A 20,055-nucleotide genomic window follows, 5' to 3' on the forward strand; every position below is an offset into this window, starting at 1 on the left:
CGGGTTGCGGTCCGGGTTGCGGTCTCGTACTCAACGTGCGCGGTGTTGATGGTAATGCCGCGTGCTTTTTCTTCAGGAGCAGCGTCGATCTGGTCGTAAGCTTTCGCTTCGCCGCCGAACTTCTTCGACAGAACGGTTGCGATTGCAGCGGTCAGGGTGGTCTTACCATGGTCAACGTGACCGATGGTGCCAACGTTCACGTGCGGCTTAGTCCGCTCGAACTTTTCTTTTGCCATTTTAGACTCCTAACAATGTTGAGTTGCTGGGCACGCGCCCGACTATCAGATAGATTTACTGCAGAATTCTGGTGCCCTTGACGTGGATTGAACACGTGGCCTCTCCCTTACCAAGGGAGTGCTCTACCACTGAGCTACAAGGGCTTATTTGATGCTTGTTAAAGCTTATGCAATGCAGGCCATACTGGAGCGGGTGAAGGGAATCGAACCCTCGTCTTAAGCTTGGAAGGCTTCAGCTCTACCATTGAGCTACACCCGCGAGGTCCGTCTTACATTCACTCTGTTCCTTGTTTTGGTGGAGGGGACTGGATTCGAACCAGTGTACTCATAAGAGGGCAGATTTACAGTCTGCTGCCTTTAACCACTCGGCCACCCCTCCGCGAAGGAACCGCAGAGTATGAAGCAATTACAAAAGACTGTCAACACACACAATGCAGTTTTCTGCACTGCGGCACTGACGTCCGCTTCGGGGCGAGATTGTAAGGGCTGCACCTGCAACTTTGCAAGTGTTGTTTTTAAGTTGCATTTTCGACAGCCTCCGCCGCCCTGTCGCGCGCTGCCGTTTTGATCCCGGAATCCGCAAGCGACTTGACGGCGCGGAGACGGCGCCCTCCCCTCCACGCTTGCGCTTGCAAACCGCGGCTCATTGCGCCGCCGCTCTCAGGGCGTCAGGGCTACCAGCACCTGGCCTTTCAGGGCGCGGATCAGGGAAGTCTCATCCGGCGGCACGCCTTCCGGGGCGGGATGCGCGCGGTCGGCGTAGAACAGGCCAAGCTGCACGCCCTGCACCACCAGCGGCAGCACGATGAAGCTGCGCGCATCGGGCAGCAGTTTGAGATGCCAGTCCGGCAGCAGATCGCGGATCTTCGGCACCGTCGCATCGGCGATCATCAGATCCGCATCGTTGTCCATCGCCAGATGGAACAAATCCTTACCCTGCAAGGGGAAAGCGAAAGCCGCCGCGCGTTCCACATGCCGTTCGCCGAGCGCGATACGGGCGCGGAACTGGCCGCTCTTCACGTCCTTCAGCGCCACCGTCGCAAAGCGGAAGCCCATGCTGCGATACAGCGTCTCAAGCACCGCCTGGATCAGTTCATTGACCTTGCTGCGTCCTGCCGCGCGCATCTGCGTCACTTCCTGCACGCCGGCCAGCAGCAGTTCGCGCGCATGGAATGGCTTGCCGCTGGGGTAAATGCCCTCCTGCTCGCTCTGGCCCGCGTCCATGGTGGCCAGCGCCAGCACATTCGGCAAACCTTCGTGGACTTCCTCTTCCGGTTCTTCCTGCGCGCCAAGCTGCATGGAATCCAGCAGCGCATCCATATTGCGGCGGACGGTGAAGAACAGCTGCTCGACGTCTTCCTTCTCCATAGCCAGCGCCACGCCGAAGCGCTGCGTCAGCAAGCGCGCATCGTCCGCGGCGGGACCGGACCTGCGCGTCACCGCGCGTGCCGCATCCATGCTGAAGCTCACCACTATGCGCATCCACTCGGCCCGGTCGATCGGCAGCTTTTGCGCGCCCGGCGGCAGCGGCCCTGTCGAGCGCACGATCACATCAGGGATCTTCCACTCCTTCAGAATCGCGGCCGACAGCGTGTCGTAGGTCGAGCCCAGAATCATCTGCGAGGCCTGCGCCTGCGTATGCTGGCCGGTCGCCATCAGCTGCGCGATTTCGCGGAAGCGCTCATGCTCGCGCGAGGCGATCACCAGCGGACCGATGTTTTTGAACAGCGCCCCAATCGCCGCCTCTTCCGCCTTCTGGTAAGGGCTGCGCCGCGCCAGCTCGCGTCCCACCAGGCTGGCGCACAGCGCCGCCTCCAGCTCCACGCGCACGCTTTGCGCATGCTTGCTGTTGGCCAGCGTATCGACCAGCAGCATGGCCAGCGCCGTAGTCTTCACGGTATCGAAACCAAGCAGCGAAATCGCGCGGGAAATCGTGGTTACCGGCGTACCGGCTGCGGTGCGGTACTGCGGCGTGTTCGCCAGACGCAGGATCTTCTGGGTCAGCGCGACGTCGGACAGAACATAGTAGGCCAGGCTTTGCGTGCCCTGGTCATCCGAGTCAGCCAGCTGCACCACACGTGCTACCGAGACGCCAAGCGCGAAGAGGCCTTCATCGTCGCTGCATAGCTTCTTCAGCAGCAGGGCGCGTACGGGCCGCTGCTCGTCATGGGAATGTGGCATTACTGTTATGGTTGTAGGCTAATGCAAGCCATTGTAGCGCCGAGCAAGCGGCATTGCTCTTATATCGCTATGCGCACGCCAGGTTCGCGCCGGCGGCCGGGACGGATGTTGTATTTCTTCAATATGTCCTGGTGCAGATTGACCAGGGCATTCAGTTTGGGATTGACCGGATCGAGGCGGCGTACGCCGGCAATGTAGTCCAGCGCATACTGGCCCAGATGTTCGTCCCAGCCGGTGTTCTCCAGGCATTTGAGCACCGCCACCGCGGCATTGAACACCACTTGCGGATTGTCGGGCAGCTTGGCCACCGCTTCCGCCATCAGGTCCACCGCACCGCGGAAGTCTCCTTCCTTTGCCAGGCGCGCACCTTCCGCCACCATATCGCCGACCTCGGTGCGGCTTTCGTTGGCGAGGCGCGTGGCCAGCTCGCCGTGCCCGGCCTGCTCCATCATGCGCACCGCCTTGGCCATGGCGGCATTGCTGGCTGCGTTGCGCATCACATCGCGCATCACATCGGCCGCCTGTTCTTCCTTGCCCACTTCCAGACAGGTACGCGCCAGCTCCATCTTGATTTCGTTCGACAGGCCGGTGGCGCGCTTGCAGCCCGCCAGCGCGCTGTCGAGCGATGCATTCATGCGCGCTTCATTGCCGGTGTACTCGTGCAGCATGGCGGACGAAATGGCGCTGCATACTTCCGTGTTCTTCTGCCCCGCCAGCGATTTATCCAGATCGCGGATCACGGCCGCCGCCTGCACCGGATCGCCCTTCTTCACCAGCGTCTGCGCCAGCCGCGCGTGGTCTTCCGGATTTCGAAACTCCGAGTAGCGCGCCTTGCTGACCACTTGTTTCATGGCGCGTTCAGCGGCATCGACATCGCCCGCCTCCAGCGCCACCTCGCCCAGACGGCGCAAGCGGCGCACGGCATGCGGCGACAGTTCCACCGCATCGTTCAGCACGGCTTGCGCGGCAGGCAGGTCGCCATTGGCTTCGTGGGTTTTTGCCAGCCAGTCATAGGCATCGAGGAAGCGCGCGTTCTGGCCCAGCAGCTCTTCCAGCATCTGGCGCGCTTCGTCGTAGCGCTCGCGCAGGAACAGGGTCTTGGCCTGACCCAGGCGTGCCCAGTGGATATGGCGGGTGTCCCACAACTCCGCATAAATCGGCTCGGCCAGTTCCGGCTCGCCCAGCTGCAAATGCATTTCGGCACGCAGGCGCATGAAGTCGGCGGCAAAGCGCGGCTGCGCCATCTCGCCCGCCTCGCAAGCTTCCAGCGCGGCGGCAAAGTCGCCCAGCTCAATCAATTGATAAACGGGCAGCAGCGCATTGCGGCGATCCAGCGCGCGCCAGATGCGGTCCATCATATTGTCGGCCGCGAAAGGCTTCAGGATGTAATCGCTGGGCATCAGTTCGGCGGCGCTGACCACCTTGCTGAACTGGCCTTCGCCGGTGACCATGAAGAACATGGTGGAGGCATTGATCAAGCGGTGGTGGCGCAAGTCTTCCAGCATCTGCTGGCCGTCCTGGCCGGTTTCAAGATCGTATTCGCAAAGGATCAGGTCGTAGACCTTGTTCTCCAGGGCGCGGATAGCCTGGCCCGAGCTCGACGCATCGTCGATACGGCTCAGGCCGCACAGGTTCAGCATATTGTGAAGGCTGGCGCGCATGCCAGGGTGCGGCTCGATGATCAGCGCGCTGAGGCCCTTCAGTTCATTCATGATATTTCAACGTAAACGGGGACAGTCCCCCTCTCAAGGGCTGTCCCCAGTATATTACGTCGCAGTGAGAATTGGTGAGTTTGGCGCTGCTGTACGCGGCAGCGCCGCCACAACCTTTTAATCCATGCCTAACTTGGGATCTTTGCCGATCACGTCCAGCAAGGCATCCACCACGTCCGGATCGAACTGCTTGCCGCGGCGGGCCGTGATATAGCTCATCACGTCCGAATACGGCCATGGCTCCTTGTAAGGACGCTCATGCAGCAGCGAGTCGAACACGTCCACCACCGCCACGATGCGCGCCGACAGCGGGATGGCCTTGCCTTTCAGGCCATTCGGATAACCCTGGCCATCGAAATGCTCGTGGTGCGCACCCGCGATTTCGGCGCCGTAAGTCAGGTAGCTGACGCCGTCCACCATATTGGCGGCGCGTTCCAGCACGCTGCGGCCGACGGCGGCATGGGTTTGCATCAGGGCCTTTTCTTCTTCCGTGTGCGGCCCCGGTTTCAGCAGGATGTGATCCGGCGTTGCCACCTTGCCCACGTCGTGCAGGATGGAAGCGAGGCCGATCATGTCCACCAGTTGCGGCGTCAGTTCCTCGTCCTGCACACCGCACTCCTTCATACGCGCGGCAATGGCGGAGGACAGGCGCTGCACGCGCCGCACGTGGCCGCCGGTGCAGCCGTCGCGGAACTCGGCGAGATCCGCCAGCGCCACCACGGTCGCTTCCTGCGCCTTGCGCAACTGGCCGAACATATACAGGTTGTCGAAAGCGGCGGCGATGCGCTCGCAGAATACTTCCAGCAGGTCGCGCTGGATCTGGGCCAGCGGCCATGGCGGCGTGACGGAAATCGCGACGTCGCGGTTTTCCTGGGTGTGGATGTAGAGCACGTTGGCCGGATGGTCGAACTGGCTCTTCTTCTCGGCAAAGGCCTTGGCGATGGTCGGCCACAGTTCATGCGAGTGCGGCAATTGTTCCGCATCGGCCAGCGGCGCATAGCCGCCGGTGGCCGCCACCACGGTGGTGTCACCGGTTTCCACCTGCATCAGGCACAGCACGCCGTCGGCGCCCACGTCGAGGATGGCGGACACCTGGTTCAGCACGCCGGAGGCGAATTCGCGCAGGGAATGGATCTGGTAGAGATTGGTCGCGCCGGCCAGGATCTTGCCGAGGCCGATACGGCTGCGCTCCAGCATGTTCAGGCTTTCGTAGGCGCGCAGCGCGGAAATGACGGTGGTGAACAGCTTCTGGGTGGTGAGCTCGGTCTTGGCCTTGTAGTCGTTGATATCGTATTCGATGATCACGCGCTGCTCCGGCGCCTGGCCCGGCTGGCCGGTGCGCAGCACCACGCGCACGATGGAATTATGCAGCTCTTCACGGATGCGGCGTGCCAGCAGCAGGCCGGCATCGTCGGTTTCCATCACGACGTCGAGTAATACAAGAGCGATGTCAGGCGTGTCGCGCAGGATGTCGAAAGCTTCGCGGCCACTGTAGGCGGAGAACAGCTCCAGCTCACGGCCCTTGAAACTCACATTGCGTAGCGCCAGGCGGGTGACGGCATGAACGTCCTGGTCGTCGTCGACGATCAACACACGCCACTGGCGCTGATCGGGTGCCGCCAGGGACGGCTGCTTGTCGTCTTCGTCTTCTTCCAGCAGCCAATCATCCTCAACGGCGTTCGGGTCCGCCATACCATCTCCTTGTTTTAAAATGCCGAATCGTTACATCCAGCATAATCAGAATTCAAACTGGTGACAATCGAAACTTTCCGTCTCGCAAATCGCTTGCAACTCTGATACGCTCTGACAACACCTATTTGAGGAGGGGAAACTCCATGCAAGACAGTGCAGCGCTGCATACCACCGGAGCCGATGGGCTGGGCCGCGAATTCCTGGCCTTCAAGCTGGGCTCCGAGGAATATGGCATCGACATCCTTAAAGTACAGGAAATCCGCGGCTACGAAGCGGTGACCCGCATTGCCAACGCGCCGGAATTCATCAAGGGCGTGATCAACTTGCGCGGCATCATCATTCCGGTGGTGGACATGCGCATCAAGTTCAAGCTGGGCGAGCCGGTGTATGACCAGTTCACCGTGGTCATCATCCTGAATATCAATGGCCGCGTGGTGGGCATGGTGGTGGACAGCGTGTCCGATGTGACCACCCTGACGCCGGACCAGATCAAGCAGGCGCCGGACATGGGCACGGCGTTCAGTAATGAATACCTGATCGGCCTCGGCACCATCGACGAACGCATGCTGATTCTGGTGGATATCAACCGCCTGATGTCCAGCGCGGAAATGGGACTGATCGAAGGCCTGGCGCCATAACATGCGCCGCGGATGCGGCGGATCGATGATCCGCCCTACGCGGGAGATGGCGCAACACTCATCGGCCGCACGGGGGGGTAGGGCGGGTCATTGACCCGCCGTGCCAGGTTAACTGTCGGCCTGCTTGGCCCGGCGGGCAGCGCAGCCGTTCTTGTCCGGGCCGAGGTCGATGTTCTGGTAGCGGATTTCGTATTTGCCGTTGGAGAGCTGATCCACGATCAGCTTGTCGTGCGCCTGCACGAAGGCGTAGCGCACATTGGCGTGGCGCTCCAGGTCGTAGACCTTGATGAACACCGCCGCCGGGTTGGCGGCATTGTCCAGCGTCAGCTGCATATCCTCCCCCTTGTTCCCGACCGGGAAACCATCCACATAGCCGGACTGCTGCGGCCACGGCTCACCGTTCGGCGCCACCAGGGTCGGGCTTTCATGCTCGCAATCGACCGTCGCGCTCGGCAGCACGACTTGGGACAAGGTCACCACCTTGATCGGCGGCGGCTTCATCACATTCGGTTCCGGGGAATAGGGTTTGGCGACAGCCCAGCCGTCATCGCTGTTCTGGGCTTTCTCAACGCGGGGATAAGTACGGCTTGGCGTGGCCGTCGCCGTCAGCTCGGCAGTCGGCTTGTTGCCGCCCCAGCCGGACGCCAGTACGGCCGACATCTGGCGCGGCTCGGACACAGTCAGCATGCCGCCCACCCAGCCCAGCGCCACGCAGCCGCCCAGCGAACCCCACAGCTTGAGGCGGCGCTTCAGCACGCGGCGGCGCGGAATATCCACCGGATGATCGGACCAGCCCGGCTCAGCCGGCGCGTGATGGCTGTCGTGCTTGGTGCTCTCCAGCCAGGCGATTTCCCATTCTTCCTGGGCGATCCACTCGTCATGCTCCTTGCGGCGCACCGGATCAGCCAGCGTGCCATAGGCGGTATTGACGATGGCCATGATGCGCGCAGCCTTTTCGTCACCCGGATTTTTGTCCGGATGGTATTTCTGGCTCAGCGCTTTGTAGGCGGCACGTATGACTTCCTGGGGCGCCCCGCGGGAGACCTTTAAGTTGTCATAGTGAGTGTGGATCTTTCCCATCTCTTAATATTATCAGCGGCAGCCCGCCTCTACAAACGGTGGACGCGATCCGCGCGCAGCAATTCGGCGGGCAGTTCCACGTCTTTACCGATGGTCAGCACTTTAAACAGTTCGCCCATTTCCGCCGGAGATACCAGCTTTTGCAGGGCGTTCGACTGCGGCAGGTAACGCATGGTGTCGGACGGGTCGGTGCGCAGCAGCAGTTCGCCGATGCCGACACCAATCAGAAAACCGGCCTGGCTGGTATAGCCGAGCACGTCCGCTCCCGCGTCCTGGGCCGCCAGCGCCATGGCCGTGAAATCGACGTGGGCGGTGATGTCCTGCAGGCCGGGATAATAGAACGGGTCCGGATGGGCGTGGTGGCGGTAATGGCACATCAGGGTGCCGGTGGCGCGGTCGCCCAGATAGAACTCGCGCGCCGGGAAGCCGTAGTCGAACAGCAGCGCCGCGCCGCGGCCGCCTGCCAGCATGGCGCCCAGCGTCGCCATGAAGCCGCAGGCTGCGCCGTGGATTTCGGTCACGTAGCCGACCGGCAGGCTTTCCGGGTCCGGAATCTGGCGGGCGATCTGCTCGACGAGAGCGGCATCGGGCGCCACCGCATCCCAGGCAAAGGCGCCGTCGCGCACGGTCACGTGCAGCGCCTGCCAGCCCTGCCCGGTCAGCGTGACCATATCGACCGGCATGGCGTCCAGCACCTCATTGCCCAGCACCACGCCTTCAAAGCGTTCCGGCAGGCGGTCCAGCCAGCGCACCTGTGGGAAGGCGCGCAAGGTTTCCTGCTGGCGCGCGCGCAGCTCGCCGGACAGGTCGACAATGGAATAGCTCTCGACCGTCACGCCGGCGGCAGCCAGCTCGGTCAGCACATCCAAAGCCAGCTTGCCCGTGCCGGCCCCGAATTCGAGGATATGCGGCGCGCTTTGGGCGATAATAGCGGCTGCCGCGTGCGCCACGGCCTGTCCGAACAGCGGCGTCAGCTCTGGTGCAGTTGTAAAATCGCCATCTTTTCCCAGTTTGGCGGAACCGCCGCTGTAATAGCCCAGACCGGGCGCATACAGCGCCTGTTCCATGAAGCGGGAGAATGGAATGGAACCGCCCTGCTGCGCGATATCGGCGGCGATCTGCTGCTGCAAGGCTTGGGACGCGGCCAGCGCGTCGGAAGAAGGTGCGGGTAAAGACATTCCGGCATTGTAGCGAATCGGCGCGCCCCACCCTACGGAATTGATTGACACTTAATATGACGACAACACAGCCAGTGACCACGCCACGCGTCGCCCTCGTCACGGGCGCCGGCAAGCGCCTGGGCCGCGCCATTGCCCTCGGGCTGGCGCAGGCGGGCTGGGACATCGCCGTCCATTACCGCCATTCGCACGACGAAGCGCGCGATGTGGCGCAGGCGATTGCCGCGCTGGGCCGCCGCGCCGTCACGCTCGATTGCGACCTGTCCGACCAGGAAGCGGTGAAGCAGCTGCTGCCGCGCGCCGTGGCCGCGCTGGACGCCGTGCACTGCGTGGTCAACAACGCGTCGCTGTTCGATTACGACAGCCATTTCGATTTCGGTTTCGAGCGGCTGGATGCGCATATGCACGCCAATGTCGGCGCGCCCGTGCTGCTGGCGCATGCGCTGTACGACGCCACGCCGGAACGCGGCGAGGCGGTCGTCATCAATCTGCTGGACCAGAAGCTTTATAATCTCAATCCCGATTTTTTGTCCTACACCCTGTCCAAGGCTGCGCTGGAAGCGGCGCAAACCATGCTGGCGCAGGCGCTGGCGCCCAAGGTAAGGGTGGTGGGCGTGGCGCCGGGGATCACCATGGTGTCCGGCGACCAGAGCGAGGAAGGCTTCGCCAAGGCGCACCAGCAAACGCCGCTGGGCCGTTCCAGCACGCCGGAGGACATTGCCGCTGCCGTGGTCTATGCGGCCAGTGCGCGCGCCATGACCGGCACCACTTTACTTGTCGATGGCGGCCAGCACCTGCAGCCATCGGGACGCGACGTGATGTTCGTCGCCAAATAATTTCAACTTTAAGGTTTTCGCAAAATGCTGTCCGCCCTCATTCACCCGCAACTGCAAGACTGCCGCCGGCTGTTCCTGCGCAATTACGAAGTGCTGATCAATATCGGCGTGCACGATTTCGAGAAGAAGGGCGAGCAGCGCGTGCTGATCAACGTGGACCTGTATATTCCGCTGGCCGTGTCCACGCCCAAGGACGACGAACTGAATGAAGTGGTGGACTACGACTTCATGCGCGAGACCATCGCCCGCCGCATGGCCGAGGGCCACGTGCATCTGCAGGAAACGCTGGTGGACGATGTGGTAAAGGCCATGCTGGCGCACCCGAAAGTGCTGGCAGCACGCGTATCGACCATGAAGCCTGATGTCTATCCGGATTGCGAAGGCGTGGGCGTGGAAGTATTCAAGATCAAGGACGTAGCATGAACGCCGTAGTCGACACCAAAGCCGCCGACAAGGTGGCCTTCGAAAACAACAAGCTGCACAAGCGCCTGTGCCGCCTGGTCGGCCAGGCCATCGGCGATTTCAATATGATCGAGGAAGGCGACAAGGTCATGGTCTGCCTGTCCGGCGGCAAGGACTCCTATGCCCTGCTGGATATCCTGATGACGCTGCGCGAGCGCGCGCCCATCAATTTCGAGATCGTGGCCGTCAACCTGGACCAGAAGCAGCCGAACTTCCCGGCTGACGTGCTGCCTCGCTATCTGACCGAGCTGGGTGTGGCCTTCCACATCGAGAACCAGGACACCTACTCGATCGTCAAGCGCCTGATTCCGGAAGGGAAAACCACCTGTTCCCTGTGCTCGCGCCTGCGCCGCGGTATCCTGTACCGCGTGGCCGATGAACTGGGCTGCACCAAGATCGCCCTGGGCCACCACCGCGACGACATCCTGGAAACCTTCTTCCTGAATATGTTCTTCGGCGCGAAGATCAAGGGCATGCCGGCCAAGCTGGTGTCCGACGACGGCAAGCACGTGGTGATTCGTCCGCTGGCCTATGTGAAGGAAGAAGACACCGAGCGCTATGCGGCCGTGAAAGGCTTCCCGATCATTCCTTGCGACCTGTGCGGCTCGCAGGAAAACCTGCAGCGCAAGCAGATCAAGGCCATGCTGCGCGACTGGGAAAAGAAACATCCGGGCCGCGTGGAGAGCACCTTCTCCGCCCTGTCGACGGTGGTTCCTTCGCATCTGATGGACCGCGATCTGTTCGGCTTCAAAGACATCAAGGCCGACGGTCTCGCCAATCCCCTCGGCGACATCGCCTTCGACGAAGAACCCTGCTCCACGCCAACGGCCACACCGGGCATCATTCCTCTTCAAGCCGGTTAAGCCACGTGCCGATCGCGGCGGGTCAATGACCCGCCCTACGCCGGGCCAGGAATATTGTTACCCTCGCGTAGGGCGGATCATCGATCCGCCGTTGCAAGCGCACCGTTAGCGGTCATAAATCCCCGCATATTTCAGCCCGTAATAAAGGATGAAGGTATAGCACGCTGCGGGGATGAGGAAGGACCATTGGACGCCCGCGGCATCGCCGACCGCGCCTTGCAGCAGAGGCACAATGGCGCCGCCCGCGATGGCCATGCACAGCAGGCCGGAGCCTGGCCCCGTCAGGTGGCCAAGGTCTTTCAGCGCGATGCTGAAGATGGTCGGGAACATGATCGAGTTGAACAAGCCGACGGCAAGAATCGCCCACATCGCCACACCGCCGTGGCTGAAGATCGACAGCAGCACCAGCGCGATCACGGCAGCTGCATTGAAGGCCAGCGCATTACCCGGCTTCACATAGTGCATGGCCGCGCTGCCGACGAAGCGTCCGATCATGGCGCCGCCCCAGTAGTAGCTGACATAGCGCGCCGCATCGGCCGGCGCCAGGCCGGCGACTTGCGGCTCGCCGAAGTAGTTGACCAGGAAGCTGCCGATGCTCACCTCCCCGCCCACATACAGGAAGATCACCACTGCGCCCAGCACGAGGTGGCGATGCGCCAGCAGCGCACCCCAGCCTTCGCGGGCCGCTGCCGGCGGTTCGCCCGCTTCGATGTGCGGCAGGCGCGCCAGCGAGAACAGCACGGCCAGCAGCAGCAGCGCTGCCGCCAGCACCAGATAAGGTCCCTGCACGGTGGATGCTTCCGCCGCCGCACCGCCAGACGCCGCGCCGTGGCTCAGCGCACCGCCAGCAAGAATCAGCATGCCGCCCAGCGCAGGCGCAATCGTAGTGCCCAGCGAATTGAAGGCCTGGGCCAGGCTCATACGGCTGGACGCATTGCGCGGTTCGCCCAGCGCCGCCACATAAGGATTCGCAGCCACCTGCAGCACCGTGATGCCGCTCGCCAGCACGAAGAAAGCAAACAGGAACAAGGCATACCCGGAATTCGCCGCCGGGTAGAACAGCGCGCATCCGGTCGCGGCGATCAGCAGGCCGGCGACGGCGCCACGCTGATAGCCGATCTTGCGGATCAACATACCGGCCGGCAGGGACACGATGAAATAGGCGCCATAGAAGCAGCACTGCACCATCATCGCCTGTACATAACTGAGCTGGTACACGGCCTTCAGGTGCGGAATCAGCACATCATTCAGCGCCGTCAGCGAACCCCACATGAAGAACAGCAGTGTGACAATCGACAACGCACTGCGGTAGTTCGTCGGCGCAGACGCGGCGGCATTCGGTGCGGAAGCAACAGGGCTATACGTTTCCATTGATTCTCTCCACTTCGTCAAGGGTGGGTGCGTGGGCACCGGGAGCGCAGCAGGCTGCAGCGCCGCAGGCTACGGCAAAGTTAAGATGCTGCTGCCAGTCGCGCTCAGGATGATGGTCCAGGCTGAAGACCAGGCCGGCAATGCTGGCGTCGCCCGCGCCGACCGTGTCCGCAACAGTGATGCGCGGCGCCGGCGCGTGCCACATGCCGGCGCCGGCCAGCAGCGAAGCGCCTTCGCCGCCGCGTGTGTACAGCACGGCGGCGACAGGATTCATGGCGCGCAGTTGCGCCAGCGCTGCCGCTTCGTCATCGGTACGGAACAGCGCGCGCAAGTCTTCGTCCGAGACTTTGATAACGTCGGCCAGCGCCGCCATTGCGCGCAGCGTGACGTCGTAGCGCTCGTCCATCAGCTTGCGGAAGTTCGGGTCATAGCTGATGCGCACACCGGCCGCACGCGCAGCAGTGGCTAGCGTTACCAGTTTGTCGGCAAGCGGCTGGCGTGCCAGGCTGATGCCGCCGAAATGCAGCCAGCGCGCATCGTGCAGCCAGTTGGCGGGCAGCGTATGCGGGTCGAAATACAGATCGGCGCTGTTCTCGCCGACGAAGAAATAATCCGGCGGCGTGGTCGAATGCACCATCGCCAGCAGCGGCGGGCGCGCATAGCGTTGTAGATAGCGTAAATCCAGTCCGGACGCCTCGCTGGCCCGCCACAGCGCGTCGCCAAACACGTCCTGGCTGATGGCGCCCGCAAACGCCGTCGGCGCACCCAGCGCCGCCAAAGCCCGCGCCACATTCCAGGTCGAGCCGCCGACGCGGCTATGCCACACATCGCCTTCATGGCGGATCATGTCGGTCAGCGCCTCTCCGGCGCAGACAAAGCGCGCGCCGTCAGCCATGCTTGCTCCAGGCGCGCATGATGTCGTAGCAGGCGCCCATGGTGTGATAGTCCACTTTGCCTGCCGGGCTTTTCTCGTCCGAGTATTTGCGGTTATCGGCGGTCAGGATGCGGTACCAGGCGCCGTATTCGTGATCGACAAAATACGTCCAGCTGTACTTCCACAGCTTTTCGTACACGGTCTTGTAAAGGGGATCGCCGGTGCGCGCGGCCAGCTGCGCGGCAGCAGCCAGTGTTTCGGCCTGCACCCAGAAATATTTATCCGCATCGCAAATGCTGCCGTCCGGAGCGAAACCATAATGGATGCCGCCATGCTGATGGTCCCAGGCCTTGTCCAGCGCAATCGCAAACAGCTTCTGTGCGGCAGGCAGCAGCCAGGATGGATCGCGCTGAAGATGCGCGCCATGTTCTTCCAGTTGCAGCAGCAGCTTGCTCCACTCGGTTAAATGGCCCGGCTGGTAGCCCCATGGACGGAACAGGTTGGCCTTGTCGTGCAGATTGAATTCCCAGTCGACCGACCAGTCGCTCTTGTAGTGTTCCCAAATCATGCCGTTGGCGCGTTCCGCCTGGCGCTGCGTGATATTCCAGGCCAGCAGTTCGGCGCGGCGCAGCAGATGCACCTGGCCAGTGGCCTGGTACGCGGCCAGCAAGGCTTCGCAGGCATGCATATTGGCGTTCTGGCCGCGATAGGACGACACCTCCGACCAGTCCGCACTGGCCTGGTCGGCATACAGACCATGCTCCGGTTCCCAGAAGCGGCGCTCCATCAGCGCGAACGTTTCTTCGATATAGCCGCGCGCTTCTTCCACGCCCGCCATCAGCGCATGGGAATACGCCAGCAGCACAAAGGCCAGACCGTAGCAGTGGTTTTCCGCGTCCAGCACTTCAGCCTTGCGGTCCTGCCACTTCAACAGCCAGGTGTAGCCGCCCGTTTCAGGATTGCGGTGCACATTGCGCAGGAAATCGACACCGTGCCGCACTTGCTGCAGATACTCCGGCCGCTGGAAGTGGCGGTAAGCCATCCCATACACGAATACAAAGCGTGTGCTCGACACCAGATGGCGTGTCGCCGCGTCGTAGACCGTGCCGTCGTCCTTGAAGAAATGATAGAAGCCGCCGCTCGGATCGATAGAGCGCGGGTAGTAGAAGGACATCGTCTGCGCAACGTGGTTATGCAGTGTGGAACGCGCGAAGAAATCGGGGAAAGCCTGGGTCATCTGGTCATCCGTGGTTTAGTCATCATTACTGCTCTCGCGCACGACCAGGCGCACCGCGAGAATTTTCTCCAGCACCTGGCTGGTATCCGTTTGCATCAGCAACTCGACACCGGCCGCGCCCAGCGCTTCCTTGTCGGTGCTGACACTCGACAGCGGCGGCACCGCCATCGCTGCCGCGCTGATATCGTCGAAGCCGACGATGGCAAGATCGTGCGGAATCTTGAGTCCTGCGTCCAGGCAGTAGCGCATCGCTGCCAGCGCCGTGCTGTCGTTGTAGCAGAACAGTGCATCGGGACGCTGGGTCATCGCCAGTAAGCCGGCCATCGCATCGCGCACAGCCTGATCGCGGTCGCCAATGCCGGGCAAGGTCACCTCAAGATCGGGATCGGCCAGGCGACGCGCTTCGTACAGCGCCTTGCGGAAGCCGCGCACGCGCTGCTGAATGCTGTAGTGCGACAGCGGACCGGAAAGCATGGCAATGCGTTTGCGTCCACTCTCGATCAGGTGACGGGTGGCGAGATAGCCGCCCAGATGGTGATCGGCGTTGACCGAGGTGTAGCCCTGCAGGCGCATATCGACCAGCACCATCGGCTTGCCGCTGGCGCGCAGCGCTGCCAGCACCTCCGGCTCGAAATAGCCGGCGCACAGAATCGCATCCGGCTGGTGCAGGCGAATCAGCTCCGCCACCGGCTCGGCCGGATTGACCGCGAACAGCGAGAGCGCAATCCCTTCCTTGCGGCAGGCCGCTTCCGCGCCATGCAGCACGGGCGAATAGAAGGGGCTGGCCGCCAAAGTGCTGTGCTGGGAGTGCAGCAAAAATGCGATGCGTCGGATGCGCCCCGTCTTCAGGTTGTTGAAGTCGTACCCCAGTTCGCGCGCCTTGGCGACTATCAGTGCGCGCGTTTCTTCGCTCAGGCCAGTCTGATTCTTCAGCGCGCGCGACACCGTGCCGATCGAACGGCCGGTGTGCTGCGCAATGGTGCGGATCGTGACCGGGTCAGTGGGCTCGCTCATGCTGCGTCTCGCGCGAGAAGGAATAGGGAGCATCGTCCGGCGCTGTGCCGCGCTGCTTGTTCGGCACGGCCGACATATTGAAGTCGAGTGTAGCGCCCTTCAGCAGCTCATCGTGCGCCAGCCAGTTACGCGTGTACGGGCGTCCGTTCAGGCGCGCGGACTCAATGTAACGTTTGTCGGCATCGTTGGCCGGCGCGTTGATACGCACGTCCTTGCCGTTTTCAAGATGCAGCGTCGCGTGCTGGAACAGCGGAGCGCCAATCACGTACTGGCCGACGGCCGGCGTGACGGAATAGAAGCCCAGCGCGGAGAACACATACCAGGCCGAGGTCTGGCCGTTATCCTCATCGCCGCAATAGCCATCCGGCGTCGCACGGTACATGCGGTTCAGCGTTTCGCGAATCCAGTACTGCGCCTTCCATGGCGCGCCCGCGTAGTTGTATAGATAGAGCATGTGCTGGATCGGCTGATTGCCGTGGGCGTACTGCCCCATATTGGCAATCTGCATTTCGCGGATTTCGTGAATCACCTCGCCATAGTAGCTTTCGTCGAAGACCGGCGGCAGCTTCATGACGGTATCGAGCTTGTCGACGAAGGCTTCGCGTCCACCCATCAACTTGATCAGGCCATCGACGTCATGGAACACGGACCAGGTGTAGTGCCAGCTATTGCCTTCGGTGAAAGCATCGCCCCACTTGAAGGGATTGAACGGCGACTGGAAGCTGCCGTCCTTGTTCCGTCCGCGCATCAGACCTGTTTCGGGATCGAACAGCTTCTTGTAGTTCATGGCACGCTGAGCGTAGATGCCGATTTCCGATTCCGGCTTGCCCAGCGCTTTGCCCAGCTGGTAGATGGCGAAATCGTCGTAGGCATATTCCAGCGTGCGCGCGGCGTTCTCGTTGATCTTCACGTCGTACGGCACGTAACCAAGCTCGTTGTAATACTTGACGCCGAAGCGCCCCACCGCTGGCATCGGGCCTTCGTTGCCGGCGCCGTGTTTGAGCGCTTGCCATAAGGTGTCGATGTCCTGACCGCGAATGCCTTTTATCCATGCATCCGACACGACGGCGGCCGAGTTATTGCCGATCATGACGTTGGCAAGACCGGGACTGGACCACTCAGGCAGCCAGCCGCCTTCCTTGAAGTCATTGGCCAGGCCCGCCTGCATTTCGCGGTTGATCGAGGGGTAGACCAGATTCAGGAAGGGGTAGAGAGCGCGGAAGGTGTCCCAGAACCCGGTTCCGGCAAACATATAACCGGGCAGAGTCTGGCCGTTGTATGGGCTCCAGTGAATCGGCTGCCCCTTTGCGTCGAGCTCATACAGCTTGTTCGGGAACAGCACCATGCGGTACAGGCTCGAATAGAAGGTGCGCATCTGGTCGATGCTGCCGCCCTCCACTTCCACGCGGCTTAACACGCGGTTCCATGCCGCCCTGGCTTTGGCGCGAGTCGCGTCGAAATCGTCGTTCGCCAGTTCGCGCCGGAGATTGAGCTCGGCCTGCTCAGCGCTGATGAAGGACGACGCCACCTTCATGTGCACTTGCTCGCCCGGCTTGAAACCGACAATGGCGCCACTGTGGTCGCTTGTCATTTCCAGACCGCCCTCGATCAGCTGCTTGCCGCTCCAGACGTCGGCCGAAGTGAAGGGTTTATCGAACACCATCACGAAGTAGTTGCGGAAGTTGGCCGGCAGCGGACCGCGCGCATAGCGGGTACTGTAGCCAATCACCTTGCGCTGATCGGGCAGGATCTTGATGTAGGAGCCTTTGTCGAAGGCATCCACCACCACATAATTTTTCTCGGACTGCGGGAAGCTGAAGCGGAACTGGGCTGCGCGCTCCGTCGGCGCGATTTCGGCGGTGACGTTGGAATCGGCCAGATACACGCTGTAGTAATAAGGCTTCGAGACTTCCGCCTTGTGCGAGAACCAGCTGGCGCGGTCGTCTTCGTTGAAACGCTTGGCGCCGGTGATGGGCATGACGGCAAACTGGCCGTAGTCGTTCATCCAAGGCGACGGCTGGTGCGTCTGCTTCAGGCCACGGATCTTGTCCGCGCCGTAGGTGTAGGCCCAGCCATTGCCCATCTTGCCGGTCTGCGGCGTCCAGAAGTTCATGCCCCACGGGACGGCAATGGTCGGATAGGTATTCCCGTTCGACATTTCCATGCTGCTGGCCGTGCCCATGAGGGGATTGACCCACTCCACGGGATCGGCCACCTTGCCAACCATTTGTGCCCCGGCCAGCGGCGCGGCCAGGGCCAGTACCAGTCCGAATTTCATCATTGGTAAGCCGTCTGCGTGTATGGGCGGGCTTTGTGGTCGCGGCCCCAGTCGGTATTCGGCGTTGCCTGCATGCGGAACACCAGCTCGCCGCCTGCGGTAATGTCTTCATGGCGCAGGAAGCTGCGCTGCAGCGGCTTGCCGTTCAGCGTGACACTGCCGACATACACATTCGTTGCGCTCAATTGCTCGGCGCGGATGGTGAAGTGCTTACCGTTCGGCAGATTCAGCACGGCCTTGTCCACGAAAGGACGTCCGATCACGTATTCATTGCTGCCCGGCGCTACGGGATAGAAGCCCAGGGCGGTAAAGGTGAACCAGGCCGACATCTGACCCAGATCGTCATTGCCCGCCAGACCGTCCGGCTTGGCGCTGTACTGGCTGGCGACGATCTGGCCCAGGCGCGCCTGAGTCTTCCACGGTGCACCGGCATAGTTGTACAGGTAGGCTACATGGTGCGATGGCTCGTTGCCGTGGGCGTAATGGCCGATCAGGCCGGAGATGTCTTCCATATGCGCGTAGACGTTCGCATCGACCTTGGCATCAAATACCTGGTCGATCTTCGCCGCCATTGCCGCATCGCCGCCCAGCATGGAGATCAGACCGGCATTATCGTGCGGCATATACCAGGAATATTGCCATGCGCTGCCTTCGGTGTAATCGCTGCCGAAGTTGGACAACACGGGATTGAAGGGCTCGCGGAATTCGCCCGTCGATTTACGGGCGCGAATGAAGCCGGTTTTGGTGTCGAACACATTGCGGTAATTCTGGGCGCGCTTGTAGTAGCGGGCGGCGATATCCTTCTTGCCCATCTTCTCGGCCATGCGCGCGATGGTCCAGTCGTCGAAAGCATATTCGACGGTCTTGGATGCCGCTTCCGGCTCCAGGTCGATCGGCACATAGCCCAACTTCATATAGTGTTCCAGGCCGCCGTAAGGACCGTATTCGGCACTGGCGGTCATCGCGGCCAGCGCTTCATCGGCGCTGAAGCCTTTCAGGCCCTTCATGTAGGCGTCCGCAATCACCGGCACCGCGTGGTAGCCGATCATGCACCAGGTTTCCAGGCCGTTGAACTGCCACACCGGCAGGATGCCGTAGGGGCTTTCCTGCTGCGACACGATCAGGGAACGCACGAAGTCGACGTTCTGCTGTTCCGGCTGGATCAGCGTCAGCAAAGGATGCAGAGCGCGGTAGGTGTCCCACAGCGAGAAGGTGGAATGGAAGCTGAAACCCTTGGCCTTGTGCACCTGGTTATCCGGGCCGCGATACTGGCCGTCGCGGTCCATGAACAGGCTTGGCGCCAGCATGGCGTGATACAGGCTGGTGTAGACCATGGTGCGCATTGGTTCCTGCGCTTCGACTGCCACGGCGGACAGGGCATCGTTCCAGGCTTTGCTGGCGCGGTTGCGTTCCGCGTCAAAGTCCCAGCCCGGCATTTCTTCCAGGTTGGCGAGCGCGCCGTCTTCGCTGACGGCGGACAGCGCGACCTTTACCATCAGCGTGCCATCGGCCGGTACGCCGAAGTCCAGTGCACCAACCAGGGCCTTGCCTTCCACGTAAATCTTCTCGGACGGCGTTTTGCCCGGCGCAGCGAAGCCTTTGTACTCGACGCCCTCTTCGCGGTTGTACAGCGCGCGGCCGGCGATGGGGCGCGAGAACTTCATCGCGAAATACAGCTGGCGTCCCGGCGCCCAGCCGCGCGTGACGCGCATGCCGGTAATGGTGCTGTTGTCGCGGACGCGCATCGAGGACCACAGGTTCTTGCCGTTGTAATCGTAAATGCTTTGACGCAGATCCAGGATCACCTTGGCGTCCGCACCCTTGTCGTAGTGGTAGCGGTGCAGGCCTACCCGCTCGCTGGCAGTCAGTTCGACACTGACGTCGTTATCCTGCAGGCGCACGGCGTAGTAGCCCGGCTCCGCGTGTTCGTCTTCGTGGCGGAAGCGCGAACGGTAGCCGCTGAAGGGGCGCTCCGGATAGCCCGGTTCCAGCTTCGTGTCGCCGCTGTAGGGCATCAGCAGAATGTCGCCGAGATCGGAGTGACCGCTGCCGGAGAAGTGGGTATGCGAGAAGCCGAGGATGGAGTTGTCTTCGTAACGGTAGCCTGCCGCCCAGGGATAACTCTGTTTGAAGTGGCGGACCTGGGTGTCCGGGCTCAGTTGGACCATGCCGAACGGACGCGTGGCGCCGGGGAAGGTGTGGCCATCGCCGCCGGTGCCGATGAATACATTGACGGCGGCTGCCGGGCTGCCCTGCTGCGCCGCATGCGATGCCGCGGCCACCAGCGCGAGCAGCGCCAGGCCGAACTTGCTGCGAATACCCATTTTGTCTCCTGTTTAGTTATCGCTCCATCTTAGCCAATAAACGTGCGTCCCAGCGTATCGAAGGGCTTGAAATCACCGT

Annotated in this window: 16 protein-coding genes and 3 tRNA genes; 4 read left to right on the forward strand and 15 right to left on the reverse strand. The window is 62.1% G+C overall.

Features of this window, described 5'->3' with window-relative positions; genetic code table 11:
• From AB4Z19_RS25770 to AB4Z19_RS25800, 7 genes are all read right to left on the reverse strand, one after another.
• On the reverse strand, positions 1–236 hold a 236-nt coding region (locus AB4Z19_RS25770), incomplete at its 3' end, for a GTP-binding protein (protein WP_442036509.1).
• A 69-nt stretch (positions 237–305) separates the two neighbouring features.
• Positions 306–380 (reverse strand) — tRNA-Thr (locus AB4Z19_RS25775).
• Positions 381–421: 41 nt separating this feature from the next.
• A tRNA-Gly gene (locus AB4Z19_RS25780) sits at positions 422–495 on the reverse strand.
• A gap of 34 nt (positions 496–529) precedes the next feature.
• A tRNA-Tyr gene (locus tag AB4Z19_RS25785) sits at positions 530–615 on the reverse strand.
• A gap of 281 nt (positions 616–896) precedes the next feature.
• Entirely contained in the window at positions 897–2,417 is a 1,521-nt protein-coding gene (locus AB4Z19_RS25790; protein WP_442028881.1) for an HDOD domain-containing protein, read from the reverse strand.
• Positions 2,418–2,476: 59 nt separating this feature from the next.
• Positions 2,477–4,129 (reverse strand): tetratricopeptide repeat protein, encoded by a 1,653-nt coding sequence (locus AB4Z19_RS25795; RefSeq protein ID WP_442036511.1) that lies wholly within the window; start codon positions 4,127–4,129, stop codon positions 2,477–2,479.
• A 117-nt stretch (positions 4,130–4,246) separates the two neighbouring features.
• Positions 4,247–5,821 carry a DUF3369 domain-containing protein gene (locus AB4Z19_RS25800; protein WP_442029741.1) on the reverse strand — a complete coding sequence of 525 codons (1,575 nt, stop codon included), beginning with the start codon at positions 5,819–5,821 and terminating at the stop codon, positions 4,247–4,249.
• A 143-nt stretch (positions 5,822–5,964) separates the two neighbouring features.
• Between AB4Z19_RS25800 and AB4Z19_RS25805 the strand changes: the two genes are divergently transcribed.
• Positions 5,965–6,459: a chemotaxis protein CheW gene (locus AB4Z19_RS25805; RefSeq protein ID WP_442036513.1), complete on the forward strand. Its 495-nt coding sequence runs from the start codon at positions 5,965–5,967 to the stop codon at positions 6,457–6,459.
• A 108-nt stretch (positions 6,460–6,567) separates the two neighbouring features.
• Here AB4Z19_RS25805 and AB4Z19_RS25810 read toward each other — a convergent pair whose 3' ends face one another.
• Together AB4Z19_RS25810 and AB4Z19_RS25815 are read right to left on the reverse strand one after the other, a co-directional pair.
• Positions 6,568–7,539: a J domain-containing protein gene (locus tag AB4Z19_RS25810; RefSeq protein ID WP_442036515.1), complete on the reverse strand. Its 972-nt coding sequence runs from the start codon at positions 7,537–7,539 to the stop codon at positions 6,568–6,570.
• A 29-nt stretch (positions 7,540–7,568) separates the two neighbouring features.
• Positions 7,569–8,717 carry a class I SAM-dependent methyltransferase gene (locus AB4Z19_RS25815; protein ID WP_442023672.1) on the reverse strand — a complete coding sequence of 383 codons (1,149 nt, stop codon included), beginning with the start codon at positions 8,715–8,717 and terminating at the stop codon, positions 7,569–7,571.
• A 56-nt stretch (positions 8,718–8,773) separates the two neighbouring features.
• Here AB4Z19_RS25815 and AB4Z19_RS25820 point away from each other — a divergent pair, with 56 nt between their 5' ends.
• From AB4Z19_RS25820 to ttcA, 3 genes are read left to right on the forward strand one after another with little or no spacing between them, the layout of a single operon-like run.
• Positions 8,774–9,553 carry an SDR family oxidoreductase gene (locus AB4Z19_RS25820; protein WP_442023674.1) on the forward strand — a complete coding sequence of 260 codons (780 nt, stop codon included), beginning with the start codon at positions 8,774–8,776 and terminating at the stop codon, positions 9,551–9,553.
• 24 nt (positions 9,554–9,577) lie between these two features.
• Positions 9,578–9,976 carry a dihydroneopterin aldolase gene (locus tag AB4Z19_RS25825; protein WP_442023676.1) on the forward strand — a complete coding sequence of 133 codons (399 nt, stop codon included), beginning with the start codon at positions 9,578–9,580 and terminating at the stop codon, positions 9,974–9,976.
• Positions 9,973–10,878: a tRNA 2-thiocytidine(32) synthetase TtcA gene (ttcA, locus tag AB4Z19_RS25830; protein WP_442023678.1), complete on the forward strand. Its 906-nt coding sequence runs from the start codon at positions 9,973–9,975 to the stop codon at positions 10,876–10,878. Before AB4Z19_RS25825 ends, ttcA begins: the two co-directional genes overlap by 4 nt.
• Before the next feature lie 105 nt (positions 10,879–10,983).
• Here the strand turns inward: ttcA and AB4Z19_RS25835 are convergent, their stop codons facing one another.
• The 6 genes from AB4Z19_RS25835 to AB4Z19_RS25860 are packed head-to-tail and all read right to left on the reverse strand — an operon-like array spanning position 10,984 to position 19,976.
• Positions 10,984–12,249, reverse strand: coding sequence for a sugar MFS transporter (locus AB4Z19_RS25835; protein WP_442036517.1), 1,266 nt, complete (start codon positions 12,247–12,249; stop codon positions 10,984–10,986).
• A complete protein-coding gene (locus AB4Z19_RS25840; RefSeq protein WP_442023682.1) occupies positions 12,236–13,144 on the reverse strand; it encodes a carbohydrate kinase family protein in 909 nt (302 codons plus the stop codon). Before AB4Z19_RS25840 ends, AB4Z19_RS25835 begins: the two co-directional genes overlap by 14 nt.
• Positions 13,137–14,360 carry an AGE family epimerase/isomerase gene (locus tag AB4Z19_RS25845; protein WP_442036519.1) on the reverse strand — a complete coding sequence of 408 codons (1,224 nt, stop codon included), beginning with the start codon at positions 14,358–14,360 and terminating at the stop codon, positions 13,137–13,139. The genes AB4Z19_RS25840 and AB4Z19_RS25845 overlap by 8 nt, the downstream gene beginning before the upstream one ends.
• A gap of 15 nt (positions 14,361–14,375) precedes the next feature.
• On the reverse strand, positions 14,376–15,374 hold the full coding sequence (locus AB4Z19_RS25850; RefSeq protein ID WP_442036521.1) for a LacI family DNA-binding transcriptional regulator: 999 nt from the start codon (positions 15,372–15,374) through the stop codon (positions 14,376–14,378).
• Entirely contained in the window at positions 15,358–17,655 is a 2,298-nt protein-coding gene (locus tag AB4Z19_RS25855) for a GH92 family glycosyl hydrolase (RefSeq protein ID WP_442023688.1), read from the reverse strand. The genes AB4Z19_RS25850 and AB4Z19_RS25855 overlap by 17 nt, the downstream gene beginning before the upstream one ends.
• Positions 17,652–19,976: a GH92 family glycosyl hydrolase gene (locus AB4Z19_RS25860; RefSeq protein WP_442036523.1), complete on the reverse strand. Its 2,325-nt coding sequence runs from the start codon at positions 19,974–19,976 to the stop codon at positions 17,652–17,654. Before AB4Z19_RS25860 ends, AB4Z19_RS25855 begins: the two co-directional genes overlap by 4 nt.
• Positions 19,977–20,055: the final 79 nt, after the last annotated feature.

This window comes from Pseudoduganella sp. RAF19 (assembly GCF_052114165.1).
Lineage (GTDB): Bacteria > Pseudomonadota > Gammaproteobacteria > Burkholderiales > Burkholderiaceae_D > Rugamonas.

What these genes read in the sequence shown, in the direction of transcription:
- AB4Z19_RS25790 (WP_442028881.1), bottom strand. Translation starts at nt 2,417, where the DNA reads ATGCCACATTCCCATGACGAGCAGCGGCCCGTACGCGCCCTGCTGCTG.
- AB4Z19_RS25795 (WP_442036511.1), bottom strand. Translation starts at nt 4,129, where the DNA reads ATGAATGAACTGAAGGGCCTCAGCGCGCTGATCATCGAGCCGCACCCT.
- AB4Z19_RS25800 (WP_442029741.1), bottom strand. Translation starts at nt 5,821, where the DNA reads ATGGCGGACCCGAACGCCGTTGAGGATGATTGGCTGCTGGAAGAAGAC.
- AB4Z19_RS25805 (WP_442036513.1), top strand. Translation starts at nt 5,965, where the DNA reads ATGCAAGACAGTGCAGCGCTGCATACCACCGGAGCCGATGGGCTGGGC.
- AB4Z19_RS25810 (WP_442036515.1), bottom strand. Translation starts at nt 7,539, where the DNA reads ATGGGAAAGATCCACACTCACTATGACAACTTAAAGGTCTCCCGCGGG.
- AB4Z19_RS25815 (WP_442023672.1), bottom strand. Translation starts at nt 8,717, where the DNA reads ATGTCTTTACCCGCACCTTCTTCCGACGCGCTGGCCGCGTCCCAAGCC.
- AB4Z19_RS25820 (WP_442023674.1), top strand. Translation starts at nt 8,774, where the DNA reads ATGACGACAACACAGCCAGTGACCACGCCACGCGTCGCCCTCGTCACG.
- AB4Z19_RS25825 (WP_442023676.1), top strand. Translation starts at nt 9,578, where the DNA reads ATGCTGTCCGCCCTCATTCACCCGCAACTGCAAGACTGCCGCCGGCTG.
- ttcA (WP_442023678.1), top strand. Translation starts at nt 9,973, where the DNA reads ATGAACGCCGTAGTCGACACCAAAGCCGCCGACAAGGTGGCCTTCGAA.
- AB4Z19_RS25835 (WP_442036517.1), bottom strand. Translation starts at nt 12,249, where the DNA reads ATGGAAACGTATAGCCCTGTTGCTTCCGCACCGAATGCCGCCGCGTCT.
- AB4Z19_RS25840 (WP_442023682.1), bottom strand. Translation starts at nt 13,144, where the DNA reads ATGGCTGACGGCGCGCGCTTTGTCTGCGCCGGAGAGGCGCTGACCGAC.
- AB4Z19_RS25845 (WP_442036519.1), bottom strand. Translation starts at nt 14,360, where the DNA reads ATGACCCAGGCTTTCCCCGATTTCTTCGCGCGTTCCACACTGCATAAC.
- AB4Z19_RS25850 (WP_442036521.1), bottom strand. Translation starts at nt 15,374, where the DNA reads ATGAGCGAGCCCACTGACCCGGTCACGATCCGCACCATTGCGCAGCAC.
- AB4Z19_RS25855 (WP_442023688.1), bottom strand. Translation starts at nt 17,655, where the DNA reads ATGATGAAATTCGGACTGGTACTGGCCCTGGCCGCGCCGCTGGCCGGG.
- AB4Z19_RS25860 (WP_442036523.1), bottom strand. Translation starts at nt 19,976, where the DNA reads ATGGGTATTCGCAGCAAGTTCGGCCTGGCGCTGCTCGCGCTGGTGGCC.